Raw genomic sequence first — 18,543 nt, 5'->3', positions numbered from 1 at the left:
ACATTGCTTCTGTGCCTGGACGGATGGTGAAAAAGATTCTATGACCACTCAAACATGTAGTGCCAGAAAACGAGGCTGGCCATCTTTAACTTACTGTTATTGCATAAGAATATTTTTGTCTTCATGAATTTGGGTTAAAATCAAAGAAAGTTTCTCCCCGCCGCAAGCAGCGGGGAACGAAGTAATTGAAGCTCCCCCGCAACAAGTTGCGGGAAATCTCCGACTGTTAAGGAAAATGTTTATTTTTTATTCACTCGCTAACCCCGCTGCAAGCAGCGGGGAATGCGCTCGCTGTTCAGTTCGAAGAATAATGCGCTCGCTGTTCAGTTCAAATGTCCGCCGCCAAGGGTACCCGCATCCGCTCCACCGGGCTGGTTCGACGAAAAAACGATCAGATGACAGTTACTCGAGCAGAGACCGCCAACCGGGCTCCTCCATCATCGGCTGAAAGAACATGATATACGGTCCCCGAATAAGATGCGCCATAACGCCATCATCGTGAATCTTTCTGATTTTATGGTTGACTAAAACTTTTGCAAAACCTAACTGAGCCATTTCAGCTGCATCCCACTCGCTGTGAATAAGATATTCCGGTGGGCTTGGCACCGCTTCCAGCGTTTTGAACAGGGGTTTTGGGTTTTTGGGAGGGTTAGCCCCGAGTGTTTGCAGGGATTCTCCCATTGAGATTGGATCAAGCATAAAGCTGCCCAGCGCACAAACTCCAATTTGTTTCAAAATCATATACCCGAGAAAACCGGTTGAATCAGATAAAGCTTCCATCGTTTCGATTGCACCCTCTTCAAATGCCGTCTCCTTTCCCGGAGCGATTGTATGTTCGGCGATAGCAACACATCGCTGCGGTGTTGCAAAGCGGATAAAATCTTTCTGCTGTAGCATATCCTGACCAAGATCACTGATCTGTCCCATAGATCGAATTGACGGCATTTTGGCTTTGACAATACGATAAACAGGTTCCCATGGACCTTCTATCACCATCCCCAGACAACTGCCGCATAGCTCAAAAATTCTATCGAACTGCTGTTCATGAAACTCATCATGATCTTGCCAGTCTTTCCACATCGTGTATTGATAGTTACGGACAGGGTTGAGTTCTTTTTCCATATGAATTTTGCCTCCTCCATATCTGCCGGCGAGGGGCAAAATCCCCGTTTGAAAATTTGCCATAAAGCCGACGAATCCAGGATGTGTGGCAGTTGTGATACACACCCGAGGTCCCACTCTATGCATTAACTCAAAACTTTCTTCATTATTAGCAACTTTAGACATGTTGAGGGCGACATAAATGGGACTATCCTGTAAATTTTCCTTTTTCACATGACACCTCCTGATTCCCAACCGTTTGATTCATTACTAATAGTTTTTTTACGTATTAACTTTGATGCACCCGTAAAAAGTCCAAATCTTGTCACTCCCGCGCAGGCGGGAGTCTATAACACCTTATTATAACTGGATTCCCGCCTACGCGGGAATGACAGAGAGGAATGAAATCCGACTTTTTACGAAACCGTCAACTTTTATACTGACACCATTCGGCAGGTAACATTATTTTTTATCATGATCAACTGCCACGGACATGTATGTTTGGGGATACCCCTCAGCCTGCTCCGGGGCAGTTTATTCAGATGTGCATTTCCACCACATCCCCGTCCTGCATGATGTAATCCCTCTGGACCATCTGTCCGTCGCGAACGGATTTGCCCCATATTTTGGCGTGTTTAAATTTCTCCACGAAATCTTTGTGTATCTTGCCGGCCATATCTTCCAGTGTACTTTCCCTGGGGATTACGAACGGGGCATTCATGTCGGGTTTCTTGCCGGGGGACTTGGTATATACCCGGATAACCTGGGATAAATCGTAAATCTTTTCGACAAAGGCCATAAGGTTTTTCCCTGTGCGCACAGAAATGCCAAGACAGGGCAATGTCACCTCGGACAGCTCCAGGAAAATCTCAAAATCCTCTTCGTCTTCCGGTTTATCCATCTTGTTAGCGACAACAAGCATTTTCTTGATTATTGGAGGCTTCTTGAGATCCTCCGGGATGGAGGCCTTTTCCGGAAAGATACGAAATGTTTGAAGAATATACATGATATCTTCAAATTGCTGCAGAGTATCGGCATAGAGATCCAGAAGAATGACCACGATGTCGGCACGCCGGATCAAGTCCGCCATCAACGGGTCAATGTAATCTTTGGTAATTGGCGGGGTATCAACGAGTTGAAACTGTATGTCTTCATAAGGAACCATCCCCGGTGTGGGCTTCTGTGTTGTGTGGGGAAAGGCAGCCACCTCCGGCGATGCATTTGTCAATATATCGACGAGGGCTGACTTGCCGGCATTGGGGGAACCGACAACCACAACCTGAGCAGCTCCCTCCTTATCAATTGAAAACGCGGTCTTTCTTTTGGAGACACCTTTTTTATGCAGCGCCTGGTCTTTAAATTTAGAGATGCGCCGACGGAGATCAGCCCGAAGTTTATCAGTGCCCTTGTGCTTGGGCAGAATGGTGAGCATCTCTTCTAAGACTTCTACCTTGGCATCCGGGGTTTTTGCCTCACGACACCGTTTTTCGGCTTCTAAATATGCTGGTGGCAGATTGGCCGGCATTTATTTTCACTCCTCTTAAAAACGATCGAATCGCTTGTAACTTAGGCAAGAACTGAAAATGAATCGCTCACGTTGCATAGAATAAAAGTATACTCAATATATACACCAAAACAACCTAAAATTTCAATAAATGTTCATATCAACATTTATCTTTCTCCCCTTTCCCTCATGGAGCACTAAATCTGTCTGTTTTTTTGTTGTTGACAAGACTCAAGAAATGACGTGATTATTGTAGCCGGCATCTCCTGCATCTGCGGGGGGCCGGAATTTGCGGATTGGAAGTAGAGAAGTGTACCTGTAACGGAGAAACAGCATAAATGAATACCTGTCATCACTGCAGAAAGGAACTCGATACAGATATAAAAGCGGGCAGAAGAGATACCTGCCCTTATTGCGATGCAGATCTCCACGTCTGTCTCAACTGCCGATTCTACGATCCGGGATCGTATAACCGGTGCCGGGAGCCACAGGCAGAAAGGGTTGTTGACAAGGAGAAAAGTAATTTCTGTGATTATTTTAACTTCACAGATTCTGTCCACGGTGAAGGCCCCGAAGAAAAGAAGCAAAGCGCACAGGAAAAGTTAGAAGCCCTTTTTAAAAAATAAACGGAAGAAAACCACCGCCGGGTTAAGTCTTGCCCGTTTCTACTTCCATTTCTTCCTTGTAGTGTTTATAGTACCTGAAAACATTTTTGATATAGTATTTGGTTGCCCTAAACGGCGGTACACCGCTATACTGTCTGACGTTACTGCTACCGGCATTGTAAGCTGCAAGAGCCAGTCTGGTATCTCCATCAAATTGATCCATGAGATGCCTTAAGTACTTGACACCGGCGTTAATATTATGTTCCGGATTGAAGCTGTCTTCCACACCAAGCGCTCTGGCAGTTTCCGGCATCAACTGCATAAGACCCTTCGCACCTCTTTTGGAAATCGCCCTGGGATTGTAGCTGGATTCCGCCATAATAACTGCCTTAACGAGGGCAGGATCAATCTGGTAGCGATTTGCCGCTTTAAGTACAATCGTGTGGAATAATTGCTCGGCTCTCTTGCCACGAACGGGCAATGAGCAATTTTCCAGGACGGCAACCTGGGGGCTTTCCGGTGAGGGTTCGTCGATTGTGAATACGCTGATCAACGAGTGTATATATTTCTGATCACTATTAAGGTGGGGCAAAACAAGCAGACTTATCACTGCGAGAAATATCCAGCAGGACCAAATCGCTGGATATCGGTACATCGGTAATTCTTCGTTCATTTCAACCTTCTTTCTTCAAGGCGTCGGAACATAGAGGAATGAAAATGTTATGTCAAGGTAAAAATTGTACTGTTTTATTAGGAAAACATGAAACGATTTAATATAATTGCAGATTTTGAGCCCAGGGGTGACCAGCCTCAAGCAATAGAAAAGCTTGCGGACGGCATCAAAAACGGGTCGAAACACCAGGTGCTCCTCGGGGTCACCGGTTCGGGCAAGACCTTTACCGTAGCCAATGTTATCGCAGAAGTTCAGAGGCCGTCTCTTGTCATAGCCCCAAACAAAACCCTGGCCGCCCAGCTTTACAGCGAGTTCAAGACCCTCTTTCCCGAAAATGCAGTGGAATATTTTGTCAGCTACTACGACTATTACCAGCCCGAGGCGTATATCCCGAAAACAGATACCTATATAGAAAAGGACTCATCCATCAATGACGATATTGACAAGATGAGGCATTCCGCCACCCATTCCCTCATGGAAAGGAAGGACGTGATTATTGTAGCCAGCGTCTCCTGCATCTACGGGCTCGGCTCTCCGGAAGAGTACCACGGGATGCTGCTGCACCTGGAAGAAGGGATGGAAATGGAGCGGGATGACATGCTCCGGAAACTTGTTGATATACAGTACGAACGCAACGACATCGATTTTCACCGCGGCACTTTTCGTGTCCGCGGGGACCTGGTCGAGATAATGCCCGCCTACGAAGGAGAAAAGGCAATAAGGGTGGAGTTTTTGGGGGATTCCATCGAATCCATATCCGTCAGTGACCCCCTCCTGGGGAAAAGGATAGACCGGCTGGAAAAGATCACCATTCACCCCAACAGTCATTACGTGACCACCAGAAGAAATATCAAGCGGGCGATTTCAACGATCAGGGAGGAACTGGAAATCAGACTCAAGGAGCTGGAATCCCTGAACAAGCTTCTCGAGGCACAGAGGCTTGAACAACGGACAAAATTCGATATAGAGATGATGGAGGAGATGGGCTACTGTCAGGGGATAGAAAATTATTCACGTCACATCACCGGAAGAAAACTGGGGGAACCACCGCCCACGCTAATGGAATACCTTCCCGAAAATGCCCTTGTAATAATAGATGAAAGCCACGTAACCATCCCACAGTTAATCGGCATGTACAGGGGAGACAGATCGAGAAAGGAAACGCTGGTCGAGTACGGTTTTCGACTCCCCTCGGCACTGGATAACCGCCCGCTGATGTTTGAGGAATTCGAGGCCTTTCCCTATCAAAGACTATACATCTCGGCCACCCCGGCTGATTATGAGCTAAAGAAAGCCGGCAGAAAAACCGTGGAGCAGATTATCAGACCTACCGGCCTCATGGATCCCGAGGTTATTGTCATGCCCGTTACCCACCAGGTCGATGCTCTTCTGGGGGAAATTAACAAACGCGTAGAAAAGGGGGAGCGAGTCCTCGTTACCACACTGACAAAGAGGATGGCCGAAAACCTGAGCGAACATTACCAGAATCTTGGTGTGAGGGTAAGGTATCTCCACTCCGATATCCACACGCTGGAGCGGGTAAAGATTATAAGGGATTTAAGAATGGGCGAATTCGATGTCCTGGTAGGCATCAATCTTTTGAGGGAGGGGCTCGACATTCCTGAAGTTTCTCTTGTGGCTATACTCGACGCCGACAAGGGAGGTTTTTTGCGCTCCGAGCGCTCACTGATACAAACAAGCGGCAGGGCTGCCAGGAATGTGGCGGGGCAGGTCATCATGTATGCCGACAAAATCACCGGTGGGATACAGGCATGTCTGAAAGAAACAGAGAGGCGAAGAGAGATTCAGAAAAGATATAATGAGGAAAACGGCATAACACCCGAGACCATTAAAAAATCCATCGATAACATCCTTGCCTCCGTCTATGAAGCAGATTATGTGACCGTCCCTGTCATCCGGGAAGAGATAGAGGAATATATTTCGGAAGAGGATATCCCCGCATTGATAAAGAAATGGAAAAAGGAGATGCAAGAAGCAGCGAAAGAGCTCGAATTTGAAAAGGCGGCCCAGATCAGGGACAGGATAAAAGAGCTTTCCAATGTGGAGATGGAAATTGCCGGCTATCGGGTTTAGCCGATAACTTGAGGCACAGAGGCACAAAGGCACAAAGAAATATTGCCGCGGGTGGCATGGACAAACTGAGAGCTTTGCATAATACCAATATTGTCATTGCGAGCGAAGCGAAGCAATCTGATAACATATTGATAATTCATAAGATTGCCGCGTCGCTAAAGCTCCTCGCAATGACCAGAATTGCAGTTTTGCAAAGCTCTCAAACCATGTGCCGGACTTTGATCCGGTATTGTTTGTCCGTGTGATGTAGCCCTGCTGTATAATAAGCAACACTGAAGGCTTGTCTTGCTAAGGGAGATGAGAACAGGAAGACTGGAATTTTGGCATGGAAACTGATTATCTGACAAACAAGGCAAAAAATGCTCCCAGGACAACCGGTGTCTATCTCATGATAGGTAAAAATGGGAAGGCCATATACATCGGAAAGGCGAAAAATCTGAGAAGCAGAATACGCTCCTACTTTGGGGGCACGGATTCGAGGCCTATGGTTTCTTTTCTTGTCCCTAAAGTTCATGATTTGGAATTCATTGTCACGGATACCGAAAAGGAGGCCCTGATACTCGAAAATAACCTGATCAAGGAACATAAACCCCGTTACAATGTCGATTTTAAAGATGACAAGGCCTATTTCAACATAAGGCTGGACACAAAGGGTAAATTCCCTCGCTTTGAACTGGTAAGACGTGTAAAAAAAGACGGGGCAAAATACTTCGGCCCCTATTCCTCCAGCACCTCGGTAAAAGATACCCTCCATTTTCTTCAGAAGATATTCCCGCTCCGCACCTGCAGCAATACGGAGCTAAAATCCAGAAAGCGGCCATGTATAGAATACGAGATACAGCGATGTTCAGCCCCCTGCTGCGACCTTATTAAAAGCGAAGAGTATGACAAGCTGGTAAAGGATGCGGCAATTTTTTTAGAGGGACGGGAGAAGAAGCTCTTATCCGCCCTCCGGTCAAGAATGACGGATGCCGCAAAACAGCTAAATTTTGAAGAGGCGGCCGTGATAAGAAACAAAATTGCCGCCATAGAGGCAACTCTGGAAAAGCAAAGGATTATATCCACGTCATTTATGGATCGGGATGTCTTCGGCCTTTACATGGAAAGAGGCCTGACGCAGATATACGCAATTTTCATAAGAAAGGGAAAGATCATCGGCAGGAAGAAATTTCCACTCGTCAAAATCGGAGTCGATTCTTCCGAGATTCTTTCATCCCTTATGAAGCGCTACTATGACGGCGATGTCTTTATACCGGAGGAGATAATAATCCCCGAGGACATCGATGACCGGGAGGTCGTTGAAGAGTGGCTGACTGAAAAAAGGGAAGGAAGGGTATCGATCGTGGCCCCGAAAAGGGGACAGAAGAAGGATCTTCTTGATATGGCAGAGGATAACGCAAAAACCATATTCTTGACAGAGAGAAGCGCCGACCATGACAAAGAGGAAGCACTTCAAATTCTCTCAAAACAACTCCACCTGAAAAGACTGCCGAACCGGATAGAATGTTTCGATATCTCCAATTTTGGCGGTACCGATGCGGTAGGCTCAATGGTAATGTTCGTCGGAGGCTCTCCACGGAAGTCAGAATACAGGCGTTTCAGGATCAAGACTGTCCACGGTATAGATGATTATGCCATGCTCTACGAGGTCCTGAAGAGACGATACAAAGGCAAAGAAAATCTGCCCGACCTTATCATGGTTGATGGTGGAAAGGGACAGCTCGGTGTGGCACTGACCGTTATGAAGGAGCTGGAAATAAAGGACATAGATATCATAGGTCTGGCCAAGGAAGCCGGCGACGGTATTTCCGGCGGGAAACGCACGTCAGTCCGTAAAGGAGAAGACCGGGCATACATCCCCAAAAGAAAAGATCCAGTCTATCTTTCAAGGTATCCCAATGCCCTGTTTTTGCTCCAGAGAGTGAGGGACGAGGCGCACCGTTTCGCCATTTCATATCACAGGAAACTGAAGAAAAAGAAGGATTTTCACTCTGTCCTGGACGAGATACCGGCAGTGGGCAAATTCAGAAAAAAGGCACTTCTCACCCACTTCGGAGATATAAATAAGATAAAAAAAGCCCCGATAGAGGAACTGCAAAAGGTTCCCGGAATAGGTAAAGAGATGGCCGGTCAGATCTATAATTTCTTACAGAATTCCGGATTAAAATGATTCCACGAAAACTTATTGAGAGCTTTGCGTAATTGTTGTTCTCGTCATTGCGAGGAGCGGAGCGACGTGGCAATCTCTCATATTTACAATGAGATAGAGATTGCTTCACCTTCGTTCGCAATGACAATATGGTATTATGCAAAGCTCTCTTATTATAAGGCAACTATCTCACCAAAAATTGAACCAGGAATAATGTGAAGCTCCCCCTTAAAAATTTGCCGAAGTTTTGACAGCCCTTCCGGCAATCCATCCCGTTGAGAAGGCAGCCTGCAGATTAAATCCTCCTGTGTCGGCATCAACGTCAATAATCTCACCCGCAAAATATAAACCTTTAACAAGTTTTGATTCCATGGTCTTAGGATTAATCTCTTTTATGCTAATACCACCGGCTGTTACAATAGCCTCATTAAAGGATCGATAACCCGCTACTTCAAGCTGGAACTCTTTCAGCAGCATCCTCAGTCTTTTGCGTTCTTCAGAATTAATCTGGTTCAGCGGTTTTTCTTCCGATATCTTCAGTTTTTCGATAAATACGGGACCCAGTTTCCCCGGCAGCAGTTTTTTTAATAAACCTTTAAATCCTTGTTTGCTGTGCTCGTTTATCTCCCTCAATAGTCTCTGATCAACCGTTTTCTGGTCAAGGGCGGGTTTTAAATCTATGGCAATAAATACTTTCTGCTTATCATCGATAAGTCTTACAATAGTTCTGCTCAGGGAAAGAATTACCGGACCGGAAACACCAAAATCGGTAAACAGCATCTCCCCGAACCGTTCATCAATCTTCTTGTTTTTACACCATACTTTTACTTTTACATTTCTCAAGCTCAACCCCTGAAGCTTTTTTGCAGTATCTCCTCTGGTTTCAACAGGCACAAGAGCCGGGAAAAGAGGCGTAATCGTATGCCCCAGCTTTGACGCCAGTTTAAATCCGGCTCCGTTTGAACCTGTTTGGGGATAAGATTTTCCTCCGGTTGCAAGTACAATTTTATCTGCTTTTATTTGAATACGTCGGGTGTTTTTATCAGCCGCACGGCTTTTTCTGTTAATTGTAACAGTAAAGGTCTCATCAGGTAGTTTCGTGATGTCGATTACTTCTGAATTGACGGCAATGGGAATATCCAGGGATTTTGCTTTATTAAGTAAAGCTTTTGCAATATCTGCTGCACTATCATTTTGCGGAAAGTAACGCCCTCCCCGTTCAAGTTTAAACCGAACGCCAAGGTTTTCAAAGTATTCAAGAAGGTCGGTATTAAAAAACTCCGCAAAGGCGAACTTTAAGAACCGCCCGTTTTTGCCGAAATGTGAAATGAACTCTTTTAAATCGGCATCGTTTGTAATATTGCATCGTCCTTTTCCCGATATTTTCAGTTTCAGGGCAGGGTTCGGCATTTTTTCAAGAATTACTATCTTTTTAGACGGTTCATAGCTCTCAATAGCGGCCATTAAACCTGCCGGGCCGGCGCCAATGATGATAATGTCATATTGATTTTGAAACATTGTTCTAACGGTATTTACGCTTCAGCGATTTCTCAAAACCACGATTTTGCGGGCTTATCTTCTGTTGAGTTTGTGTTTCTTGTGTCTTGAGCTAATTGAGAAAATACAACTTCTGCCTGAATTGTCAAGGGAATTTGGTCTCAAAACATTTGACAGAAAAATACTTGTAAAACGTTCTATTATTAGGTAATTCCGTATTAGCCCGTTCGGGAAGCGGGCCCTCAATAATCTTCATGTGACTACTAAAAGGACTAAATGGAGCCTGTTCAATAATTAAGATTCAGCGTGGAAATAAACTGTAGCGGAACCTAAACAGACCATAAAATGAATATCTGTTGCAATAATACTGTTCAATACTGAGAAAAAGTACAAACAAATTGATATTTAAAGGGATTTCCCAAATATTCTTTAATTTCAAAGGGCAGCAAGTGTTGATATTTTGGGTTAACTTTTTTCAAAACAGTGAGTTTCCGAGGGTTGACCCTCCGGAAACTCAATAAATTTGGGTTAACTTTTGTTTTATGCCCTTGTAACTGACTGTATTTACATACGTTATAAGTATTGAACAGGCTCAAATGAATTTTTTGTCAATTTTACTGATTGCAGTCGGGCTGGGGATGGATGCCTTTGCCGTTGCGATATCTGCGGGGGTTGTCCTTCGGCAAATATCCTTCGGACATATATTTCGTCTCTCCTTTCACTTCGGACTGTTCCAGTTTCTGATGCCCATTATCGGGTGGTTTGCCGGCATGACGGTATCCGGTCTCATTGCGGGCTATGATCACTGGATTGCCTTTTGTCTTCTGACCTGCATAGGCGGGAAGATGATCTGGGATTCCTTTAGAAAGGAGAGGAAATTCAAAATAGCAGACCCTACCAGGGGGTTTACACTGATTATTCTATCCATAGCCACCAGCATCGACGCGCTTGCGGTGGGTCTCAGCCTTGGTTTTTTAGGTATAGATATTCTCTATCCCAGTGTTGTGATAGGCATTGTTGCCGCCGCAATGACGGTCACCGGAATGCTCTTCGGGGAAAAGCTGGGGCAGTTTTTAGGCAAAAAGGCCGAAATATTAGGAGGGCTGATACTTATCGGCATCGGCATCAAGATCCTTGCAGAACACCTTCCCTAAAATAGACATTGAAAATAAAGACTGTCCTCCCCATCCCGTAGGACAGCCGTCTCGGCTGTCTAAGCGATTCACCATTATGGACAGGCGGAACGCCTGTCCTACTGTGCTGGAAGGGTCAATGTCTATTTTGGGGACCTTTCCTCTTGTTGATTTTTTTAACGATGTGCTGTAAGTTTGATGAAGTTTATATGAAAGCACTACATTTTCATATTTAGCAGGGGCCGAAAGGTCATGGGGGTTTATATGAGTGAGTCTCTGAAAATAACACATTTTCTTCTACCTTCAGCTTTCCTTATAGGCGGGTTCGTAGCGGGACTGATCTTTGAAAAAATCATTCTCGCGAAGCTTAAAAAAATGGCTGAGAGGACAAAATGGGAAGGTGACGAAATATTGATTGCGGCACTGCGCGGCAAGGCTATCTTCTGGTTTGTCATTGCCGGTATTTATGGGGCAATTCTCAATATACCGTTACGTCCAAACACGTTCAATGCCCTTGAGAAGATTCTCCTGATAATTTTTGTGGCTTCACTGACCTTAGTGCTGGCAAGAATTGCAGTCGCGTTTGTCAATTCCTATACAAGAAAAGTTAAAGGCGTGACACCGCTGACCTCGATATTCACAAACCTGACGAATATTGTGGTCTTTATTGTCGGTATGCTGATTATACTTCAGTCCTTAGGCATTTCTATCACACCGATGCTGACCGCTCTCGGAGTCGGCGGTCTTGCCGTTGCTCTGGCTCTTCAGGATACACTTGCAAATCTTTTTTCCGGGATTCATATCATAGCCTCGGGTAAGATAAGGCCTGGAGATTACGTAGTACTTGATTCAGGTGAAAGAGGTTACGTTGAAGATATAGCATGGCGGAATACAACCATAAGAGCGCTTCCGAACAACATGATAATTGTACCGAATTCCAAGATGGCTTCCGCAATTATTACGAACTACAGTCAACCTGAAAAAGAAATGTCGGTGTATATCGAAGTCGGCGTCAGTTATGACAGTGATCTCGGAAAAGTGGAAACCGTTACCCTTGAAGTTGCTAAAGAGGTCATGAGTGAAATTCAGGGAGGTATTTCTCAATTTGAACCTTTCATTCGTTATCATACCTTTGGCGATTCAAGCATCGACTTTACCGTAATAATGCGTACCAGGGAATTCATCAACCAGTATATTATCAAACATGAATTCATAAAAAGACTGCATAAACGCTACAACAAAGAGGGTATCAATATTCCGTTCCCCATAAGAACCGTTTATATGAAGGAAAAAGCTGAAAATCGCCCCGATTAAAAGAAGGCTGGTTTCATTTTTTGTGCGTGAAAGACAACGAAGCGCGATAGGGAAGATTGTAATAAGATTTACACTATATGAAAGCGCTTCCCCGGCATGAAAAGGAGTCTCGTACAATGAAAGCGATGGTACTCAAGAAAATCTGTCAGGTAGAAGAAAAACCTTTAGAATTGGTGGAGCTGCCCGTCCCCGTTCCCGATTCAGGACAGATTCTGGTCAAGGTTTCCGCATGCGGGGTCTGTCATACCGAGCTGGATGAAATCGAGGGCAGAGTTCCCCCATCAAGGTTTCCCATGATCCTGGGGCATGAAATCGTCGGCAGGGTCGACGCTTCAGGCTCCGGAGCAACCAGATTCAAAAAAGGAGACAGGGTAGGAATCGCATGGATTAACTGGGCCTGCGGTGAGTGTTCTTTCTGCCTGAAAGGCGAGGAGAATCTGTGTGATAAAGCAAAGTGGACGGGAAAAGACGCTGAGGGCGGCTATGCCGAATATACCGTGGTTCCCGAGGATTTCGCCTACCCTATTCCGGAAAGATTTTCCGATCTGCAGGCGGCGCCTCTTCTGTGTGCCGGGGTAATCGGCTACCGGGCATTGAGACTCTCAGAAATGGAAGATGGCAAGATTCTTGGCCTCTATGGTTTCGGGGCCTCCGCCCATATTGTCATCCAGATTGCTAAATATAAATATCCCAACTGCAGGGTCTTCGTTTTTACACGCGGGAAAGACCATCGAGAGTTAGCCCTGAAATTAGGGGCAGACTGGGTCGGAGCAACGGAGGATACCCCCCCGGAAAAGCTTGACCGTGCCATCGATTTTACTCCGGTGGGGATACCGGTACGTGAGGCATTACGGAATCTGGAAAAAGGCGGAAGAGTGGTGATAAACGCAATCCGTAAGAGAACGTCCATTCCCGAATTGGATTACGCTGAACATCTCTGGCATGAGAAGGAATTAAAAAGTGTTGCCAATGTGACGAGAAGAGATGCCGAGGAATTTCTGCCGCTGGCCGCCGAAATTCCTGTTGTGCCCGAAGTCGAGGAATTCAGGCTGGAAGAGGCAAATGAAGTCTTACTTCTGCTCAAACAAGGAAAGATTCGCGGTGCCGGAGTCCTCAATATCGCATAGCGAAAGCGAATGATGATATAGCGAAGCTCCCCGCCCACAGGGCGGGGCTTTCCGATGCGCTCCCGGTCACAAAGAAGAGATAAAGGTTTTACAATAACCTGTAATGAAATATTGTAATCGTTGTCGGTTAAGTTTAGTTTGTTAGGTACTTGCAAGCTGTTTGCAGTTTTTGATTTGATGATTTTGTTACGTACAGTAAATGAATACCTTAAAAATTTAGATGCTGATTTTTCACCAGCATTATAGCATTGCAAATAAAAATTCTAATCTGTTTTTGAGAAATGAGTATGATGTCCCCCGATTTGCAGGGCGACGGCAATCGCCAAGATCCGGGACCCCGCAGTTCGATCGTTTCTGCGATCGCCTCAATCATATCCTTCATGGATCACTATATACTGGCGTGGTTCTTCTGCAGATTTATCTCTATTTCTTCCTTTGCAGGGCCAGTTCGATGGCGACATACAGCTGTTTTTTTTCTACAGGCTTCAGGATGTACCCGGAAGGACAGGTGAGTATTGCCCGCCCGAATGTCTCGTCGTCGGCATAGGCGGTCATGTAGACCACCGGGGTGCCGGAGAGCGCCATGATCCTTTCGGCCGCCTGGATGCCATCCATCTCCCCGGCCAGGACGATATCCATCAGCACCAGGTCGGGACGGACCTCGCCGGCCTTCTCCACTGCTTCCTCACCGGAGTAAGCCGTGGCAACCACATCGTAGCCCAGATCGGTCAGTTGCATGGCAAGGTGATGGGCAATGATCCTTTCGTCCTCGACGACCATGATCCTCTTCTTTTCCATCCGTCTAACCTCACTTGCCTGCTGCGGGAAATGTTACCGTGAATGTGGTACCTCCCTCGACCTGTAGATCGATGGCGCCATCGATTTGTCCCACCAGGAGATTCACCAGCTCCAAGCCCAGGGATTGGGTATTGCGGAAATCAACCGCTTTGGGAAAGCCAATCCCGTTATCCTGAACCGTAAGCACGAACTGTTCTCCTGCCGTTGTCATGTTGATATTGACTTCGCCCCCTCTTCCTTCGGGAAAGGCATGCCTTAAGGCATTGGACACCAGTTCGTTCAGAATCAGTCCGCAGGGGACGGATGTTTCTATGAGCAGGAATACATCAGCAATATCTGCGTGAATATCTATGGGAGATTCTGCACTCCCGTAAGACTGCTGCAGGCGGCTGGCCAGATCCCTGATGAAACCGCCGAAATCAACCTTGGCCAGATCCTCCGATTTATAGAGCATGTTATGAATTGTAGCCATGATCTTCACCCGGTCCTGGCTTTCCTGAAACATCTTCCGGGACTTTTCATCCTGGACATAATTGGACTGCAGGCTAAGGAGGCTCGAAATCACCTGCAGGTTGTTCTTCACCCGGTGGTGGATCTCCTTGAGCATCGTCTCCTTCTCCCGGAGGGACGCCTTGATCTTTTCCTCGGCAAGTTTCCGGTCGGTGATGTCCTGATTCACTCCATAAGTCTTGACCGTCCTGCCTTGAGAGTCCTTGACGATGAAAAAGCGGACGGTGATATAGCCGACCGTGCCGTCTGCATAGAGCATTCGGTGTTCAATCTGACGGTTGAAATGTGGATCCGTTGTTTCGATGGCTTTCCGAATTTCTTCCCCGACAACATCCATGTCGTCGGGATGGACAAAGCGATGGGCGTATTCGCCGGAATGCATTGTATACCCGCCGCATTTCTCGGCCGTGGTGCGGAAAATTTTGTAGAACTGGTCATTGAACGTGAAGAGGTCGTTGGCAACGTCGTACTCCCAGTGGCCGAGATGGGCAATTTCCAGAGCGTTGGACAGTTGTAACTTGTTTGCCTGGAGAGCCTCCTCCGCCCGCTTCAGGTCGGTGATGTCTATACCGATACCGCCCACTAAGGAGACCCTGCCGTCCTTCAATACCGGGAACTTCGTGGTCAACTGGGTACGGATTTCACCTTGGTCATCAGGGACCATATCGATCGTTTGCACGCTACGGCCTTCTGAAATGACCAGCTCGTCCGTCTCCTTGAACTGCGTAACTGTTTCGGGCGGCCAGAGCTCCTCATCTGTCTTGCCGTACCAGTCCTCCTTTTTCAGGTTCCGGCGCTTCTCGTAGCCCTTGTTTGCATAAACGTAATGCCCCTCAATATCCTTGATAAAAGCAACTCCGGGAAAATGATCCATAAAAAGCCTGAACCGTTCCTCACTGTCCTGCAATGCTTCCTGCGCCCGCTTGCGCTCGGTGATTTCGTTGAGTAATTGTTGGGTGGCTTGAAGCTGTTCTCTCACTCGCCATTCGATCTCAGTAGTATAGTGTAATCTTTTTAAAAGATAGAAGAGCAATATAGCTGTCAATAACAACGATCCAGATAGGATGAGCCATGATTGCCAGGATTGTTTTGAATCGAGGAAGAAGGGGGAAGGAGTGAACAGAATTTTCCATTGACGCCCTGCGATTTCAAAATTATTACTCCAGTGAATATCTTTCTGAATTACCTCTTCATCCATTGGTTGTTCTGTCATTCCGTGCATGTGTGAGAGACGGGAGTAAAGGAGACGTTTCCCTTTTTCAGCGGATACATCGTAAAGACATAAATTAATCCCCTCGTCAGGGAAATCTTTCAAGGCTGCTTCTACGACATCACCAATGCGAAGGACTTCCACAACCAATCCCCTTCGGTATTTGAGACGTGCTTCCGCGGTCTTCAGGGAGACACCTTGCTGATAAAGGGGGAAGAAGACCAAGACTCCAAACTGGGTGCCGGTTTCCTGGACTAACGTGATCCTGTTAGTGACGGTCAATTCACCTGTCTTGAACACTTGCTCAATGGCCTGTAAACGTGTCGCATCGGAAGCGATATCATAACCGAGAGCGGGCTTATTGGTCTCCAGCGGAACTATATAATAAACCACCACATATTCTTGACGCTGTGCAGCATCAACAAGAGCCCCTTCTTTTGTTCTTTCCGTGAACCTGAAATTCTTCAGCCCCTCCTTTCTTGCCAGGGACTCATACATGGTACGCTCATTGCCCATGATGAGGGGATTCCACGAAAACGCCTGGATCGCCGGGTGGCGGGATAAGGCACTCTCCGTAAAAAAAGTAAACTCCTGACGGGTCACTTGCTGTGAATTATTGAAAAAATCTCCTAAGAAGCTTAAAGCTTCTAAGTACTTGTTGAGATTACCTTGAACAGCGCTTGAGTATCCTCTTGAACGTGACTCGAATTCAATACGTTGATTCGTTTGTTCCCAATTTTTCACGATCACAAAAAGAATTAAAGATACCGCAACCCCTATAATAAACGTACATATAATGGGAATGTAACTTCGTAAGGGACTCATATCATTTTCCTTGATTTTATTCTCATTTTGCATTTTGATCCCCCATTACGTGAACGCTTTCAACAGAGATATTAAATAAAAAGAAGAATATAACGATAACCATGAGTAGTCTTGAATAATAGGTGAAAGTTATCTATCAAACATTTCAGGAAGGCATGCACTTTTTCCTTAAGCGGAAAAATACACGGTTCAGCTCTGCACATTTCAAACCGCATTCAATGCTCTGGCTCGATCAGCTTACCTAAAGACTTGTGTTTGAAAGCTTGGATGCCCCGTGTTTGACGGTGCTTATCGCTTTCAGGAAGTAAAAATTCAACACTTTATCGACCGATGCTCAATGCCGGGTCAAATTTTCCTGCAACGGTCGGGCTCTGGGCACTCCTTGTTTCTCTCCGAACTTTTTCTGATAGATATGGAATGAGTTCTCCCAAGGTCACACGGCCGTCGTTGTTGTAGTCTGCGTCTCCATTGAGACCCTTTAGGAAGTAATAAGTGAACACTCCGTGGCCACCACCCCATTGCTGTCCCTCCTGGGAAAACTGCTTATCATCCGAGGCGCTTATAACAGCAATGCCATCACCAACCTGGGATAGATTCTGAAGACCGGAGCTGATTGGGTTGATCTCAATGCCCCTGTTGCCTCTTCTGGCAATTTGGAAAGACTGGCCAACACCTCCGGAATGACAGGCATCGGCGATAACAACCACCTTCTTTGCTTTGATAAAACGTTTGAGGGCCGTTTCAATATCCCACATAGGGAATCCGGTTGTTGCAATATCATCGTAGTTGACATCAAAAGGAAGTAAAAAAAGATTGTTCGGCGAGTCGGGTGATTCTGGTGAGCCGTGGCCTGCGAAGTATATCGTAACCATGTCTTCCTTCAGGGCCTGCCTCAACCAGTTGAACAGGGCGCTCTTGATGTTTTTAGCCGTTGCCTCGGAATCCAGAAGCAATCTGACCCGTGATGGTGCGTATGCGCCCCCTTGCTGCGAGATAAGCCAGTTATGGAAAGAGCGTGCATCAGCCGAAGCATATCTTAATCCGGCAACACGGGAATCGCTGTACTTGGATATACCGATGACTACAGCCCATTTTTGAGCTGATGATTGCGACAGTTGACCGACAATGGGGCGAACTTTCTGAACATCTTCCTTCGCCGGAGCGTAGAAAGGCCGTGCAATCACTTTCTTTTCCGCATATTGCACGGAAACGGTAACATCTACTGAGCCGCTGTTGTCACCCATAATCATGGGCGTATCATTAATGCGGAAGAAGAGAATGCCGTCTTCAGAGGCTGTCAGTTCAAGACCACCACCTACCACAAACGGATTCCCCCGCTCTCCGATTTTACCGAGAAGTAGAGAAGCGCTGTCCCTTCCAATGTATGTTCCTGACGCACCCGAACATATAGGAGAAACACCAAAACCATCCGGACCGGTCCAACTACAGATCGGACCTGCTGTCCATCTGCCCGTGGCTGTAATTTTGTACTTTAACCCTTTTTTAAGTATTGCCCCGGAATTCCTCCATTCCTCGGCCACAGCCAAAACCCTTGTTGTTGTTTCCTGTTTATCGATCTGGGTTATATCAATGGCCTGCACCCTGTCAGTGTATTGAATTCCTGCACAGCCAAAAATGTTTATTGATAACATCAACAGCAGAACATAGACGTACCGCTTCATATGCAGCTCCATACGAGGATAAAAAATTTAATTCCAAAGTTTTTTCCGATATAGGTTACCATTGGTTTTCCGTAATGATTGCTTTTAGTGAAGAGTAAAGAAACCATAAGCAAAAGTCAAAAGAAAAAAAGGATAGTGTTATGCGATACCGTTTGAAATGTTGATAGGATAACTAAAATTGACAATCTCGTAAAAAGTCTTTTTCTGTCACCCTGAATTTATTTCAGGGTCTCTAACTTGCTGAAATAATTAGATGCTGAAACAAGTTCAGCATGACAAAGAGCACACTTTCTGACTTTTTACGAGTGCATCAAAGAAGAA

Annotated in this window: 14 protein-coding genes; 7 read left to right on the top strand and 7 right to left on the bottom strand. The window is 46.0% G+C overall.

What is annotated here, in order from left to right:
- Positions 1-402: 402 nt before the first annotated feature.
- Both Q7J27_08095 and Q7J27_08090 read right to left on the bottom strand, forming a co-directional pair.
- Positions 403-1,335 (bottom strand): sulfur oxygenase reductase family protein, encoded by a 933-nt coding sequence (locus Q7J27_08095; protein ID MDO9529105.1) that lies wholly within the window; start codon positions 1,333-1,335, stop codon positions 403-405.
- A gap of 304 nt (positions 1,336-1,639) precedes the next feature.
- Positions 1,640-2,626 (bottom strand): TGS domain-containing protein, encoded by a 987-nt coding sequence (locus Q7J27_08090; protein MDO9529104.1) that lies wholly within the window; start codon positions 2,624-2,626, stop codon positions 1,640-1,642.
- A gap of 317 nt (positions 2,627-2,943) precedes the next feature.
- Between Q7J27_08090 and Q7J27_08085 the strand changes: the two genes are divergently transcribed.
- Positions 2,944-3,231 carry a hypothetical protein gene (locus Q7J27_08085; GenBank protein ID MDO9529103.1) on the top strand — a complete coding sequence of 96 codons (288 nt, stop codon included), beginning with the start codon at positions 2,944-2,946 and terminating at the stop codon, positions 3,229-3,231.
- 22 nt (positions 3,232-3,253) lie between these two features.
- Here Q7J27_08085 and Q7J27_08080 read toward each other — a convergent pair whose 3' ends face one another.
- Positions 3,254-3,883, bottom strand: coding sequence for a lytic transglycosylase domain-containing protein (locus tag Q7J27_08080; protein ID MDO9529102.1), 630 nt, complete (start codon positions 3,881-3,883; stop codon positions 3,254-3,256).
- 87 nt (positions 3,884-3,970) lie between these two features.
- On the opposite strand from Q7J27_08080, the gene uvrB reads away from it, so the two are divergent.
- From uvrB to uvrC, 3 genes are all read left to right on the top strand, one after another.
- Entirely contained in the window at positions 3,971-5,977 is a 2,007-nt protein-coding gene (uvrB, locus tag Q7J27_08075) for an excinuclease ABC subunit UvrB (protein ID MDO9529101.1), read from the top strand.
- 8 nt (positions 5,978-5,985) lie between these two features.
- A complete protein-coding gene (locus Q7J27_08070) occupies positions 5,986-6,222 on the top strand; it encodes a hypothetical protein (GenBank protein ID MDO9529100.1) in 237 nt (78 codons plus the stop codon).
- 80 nt (positions 6,223-6,302) lie between these two features.
- A complete protein-coding gene (gene uvrC / locus Q7J27_08065) occupies positions 6,303-8,147 on the top strand; it encodes an excinuclease ABC subunit UvrC (protein ID MDO9529099.1) in 1,845 nt (614 codons plus the stop codon).
- 207 nt (positions 8,148-8,354) lie between these two features.
- On the opposite strand, the gene Q7J27_08060 is transcribed toward uvrC, so the two are convergent.
- A complete protein-coding gene (locus Q7J27_08060) occupies positions 8,355-9,644 on the bottom strand; it encodes an NAD(P)/FAD-dependent oxidoreductase (protein ID MDO9529098.1) in 1,290 nt (429 codons plus the stop codon).
- 575 nt (positions 9,645-10,219) lie between these two features.
- Here Q7J27_08060 and Q7J27_08055 point away from each other — a divergent pair.
- The 3 genes from Q7J27_08055 (at position 10,220) to Q7J27_08045 (ending at position 13,197) form a co-directional block, all read left to right on the top strand.
- The gene (locus Q7J27_08055) at positions 10,220-10,777 is read left to right on the top strand and encodes a manganese efflux pump MntP family protein (GenBank protein ID MDO9529097.1); all 558 of its coding nucleotides are present in this window, start codon (positions 10,220-10,222) and stop codon (positions 10,775-10,777) included.
- Between the two features lie 243 nt (positions 10,778-11,020).
- Entirely contained in the window at positions 11,021-12,070 is a 1,050-nt protein-coding gene (locus tag Q7J27_08050; GenBank protein MDO9529096.1) for a mechanosensitive ion channel family protein, read from the top strand.
- Between the two features lie 116 nt (positions 12,071-12,186).
- The gene (locus Q7J27_08045; protein ID MDO9529095.1) at positions 12,187-13,197 is read left to right on the top strand and encodes a zinc-dependent alcohol dehydrogenase family protein; all 1,011 of its coding nucleotides are present in this window, start codon (positions 12,187-12,189) and stop codon (positions 13,195-13,197) included.
- 423 nt (positions 13,198-13,620) lie between these two features.
- On the opposite strand, the gene Q7J27_08040 is transcribed toward Q7J27_08045, so the two are convergent.
- The 3 genes from Q7J27_08040 to Q7J27_08030 form a co-directional block, all read right to left on the bottom strand.
- The gene (locus tag Q7J27_08040; GenBank protein ID MDO9529094.1) at positions 13,621-13,995 is read right to left on the bottom strand and encodes a response regulator; all 375 of its coding nucleotides are present in this window, start codon (positions 13,993-13,995) and stop codon (positions 13,621-13,623) included.
- 10 nt (positions 13,996-14,005) lie between these two features.
- Positions 14,006-16,573 carry a CHASE domain-containing protein gene (locus Q7J27_08035; protein ID MDO9529093.1) on the bottom strand — a complete coding sequence of 856 codons (2,568 nt, stop codon included), beginning with the start codon at positions 16,571-16,573 and terminating at the stop codon, positions 14,006-14,008.
- Positions 16,574-16,860: 287 nt separating this feature from the next.
- Positions 16,861-18,222, bottom strand: coding sequence for a LecA/PA-IL family lectin (locus tag Q7J27_08030; GenBank protein MDO9529092.1), 1,362 nt, complete (start codon positions 18,220-18,222; stop codon positions 16,861-16,863).
- Between the last annotated feature and the right edge of the window lie 321 nt (positions 18,223-18,543).

The organism is Syntrophales bacterium (genome assembly GCA_030655775.1).
In the GTDB taxonomy this organism is placed as follows: domain Bacteria; phylum Desulfobacterota; class Syntrophia; order Syntrophales; family JADFWA01; genus JAUSPI01.
The sequence above is the reverse complement of the archived record's forward strand: the minus strand, read 5'-3'. Positions and strand labels throughout refer to the sequence as shown.

What these genes read in the sequence shown, in the direction of transcription:
- Q7J27_08090 (MDO9529104.1), bottom strand. Translation starts at nt 2,626, where the DNA reads ATGCCGGCCAATCTGCCACCAGCATATTTAGAAGCCGAAAAACGGTGT.
- Q7J27_08085 (MDO9529103.1), top strand. Translation starts at nt 2,944, where the DNA reads ATGAATACCTGTCATCACTGCAGAAAGGAACTCGATACAGATATAAAA.
- Q7J27_08080 (MDO9529102.1), bottom strand. Translation starts at nt 3,883, where the DNA reads ATGAACGAAGAATTACCGATGTACCGATATCCAGCGATTTGGTCCTGC.
- uvrB (MDO9529101.1), top strand. Translation starts at nt 3,971, where the DNA reads ATGAAACGATTTAATATAATTGCAGATTTTGAGCCCAGGGGTGACCAG.
- uvrC (MDO9529099.1), top strand. Translation starts at nt 6,303, where the DNA reads ATGGAAACTGATTATCTGACAAACAAGGCAAAAAATGCTCCCAGGACA.
- Q7J27_08060 (MDO9529098.1), bottom strand. Translation starts at nt 9,644, where the DNA reads ATGTTTCAAAATCAATATGACATTATCATCATTGGCGCCGGCCCGGCA.
- Q7J27_08055 (MDO9529097.1), top strand. Translation starts at nt 10,220, where the DNA reads ATGAATTTTTTGTCAATTTTACTGATTGCAGTCGGGCTGGGGATGGAT.
- Q7J27_08050 (MDO9529096.1), top strand. Translation starts at nt 11,021, where the DNA reads ATGAGTGAGTCTCTGAAAATAACACATTTTCTTCTACCTTCAGCTTTC.
- Q7J27_08045 (MDO9529095.1), top strand. Translation starts at nt 12,187, where the DNA reads ATGAAAGCGATGGTACTCAAGAAAATCTGTCAGGTAGAAGAAAAACCT.
- Q7J27_08040 (MDO9529094.1), bottom strand. Translation starts at nt 13,995, where the DNA reads ATGGAAAAGAAGAGGATCATGGTCGTCGAGGACGAAAGGATCATTGCC.
- Q7J27_08035 (MDO9529093.1), bottom strand. Translation starts at nt 16,573, where the DNA reads ATGCAAAATGAGAATAAAATCAAGGAAAATGATATGAGTCCCTTACGA.
- Q7J27_08030 (MDO9529092.1), bottom strand. Translation starts at nt 18,222, where the DNA reads ATGAAGCGGTACGTCTATGTTCTGCTGTTGATGTTATCAATAAACATT.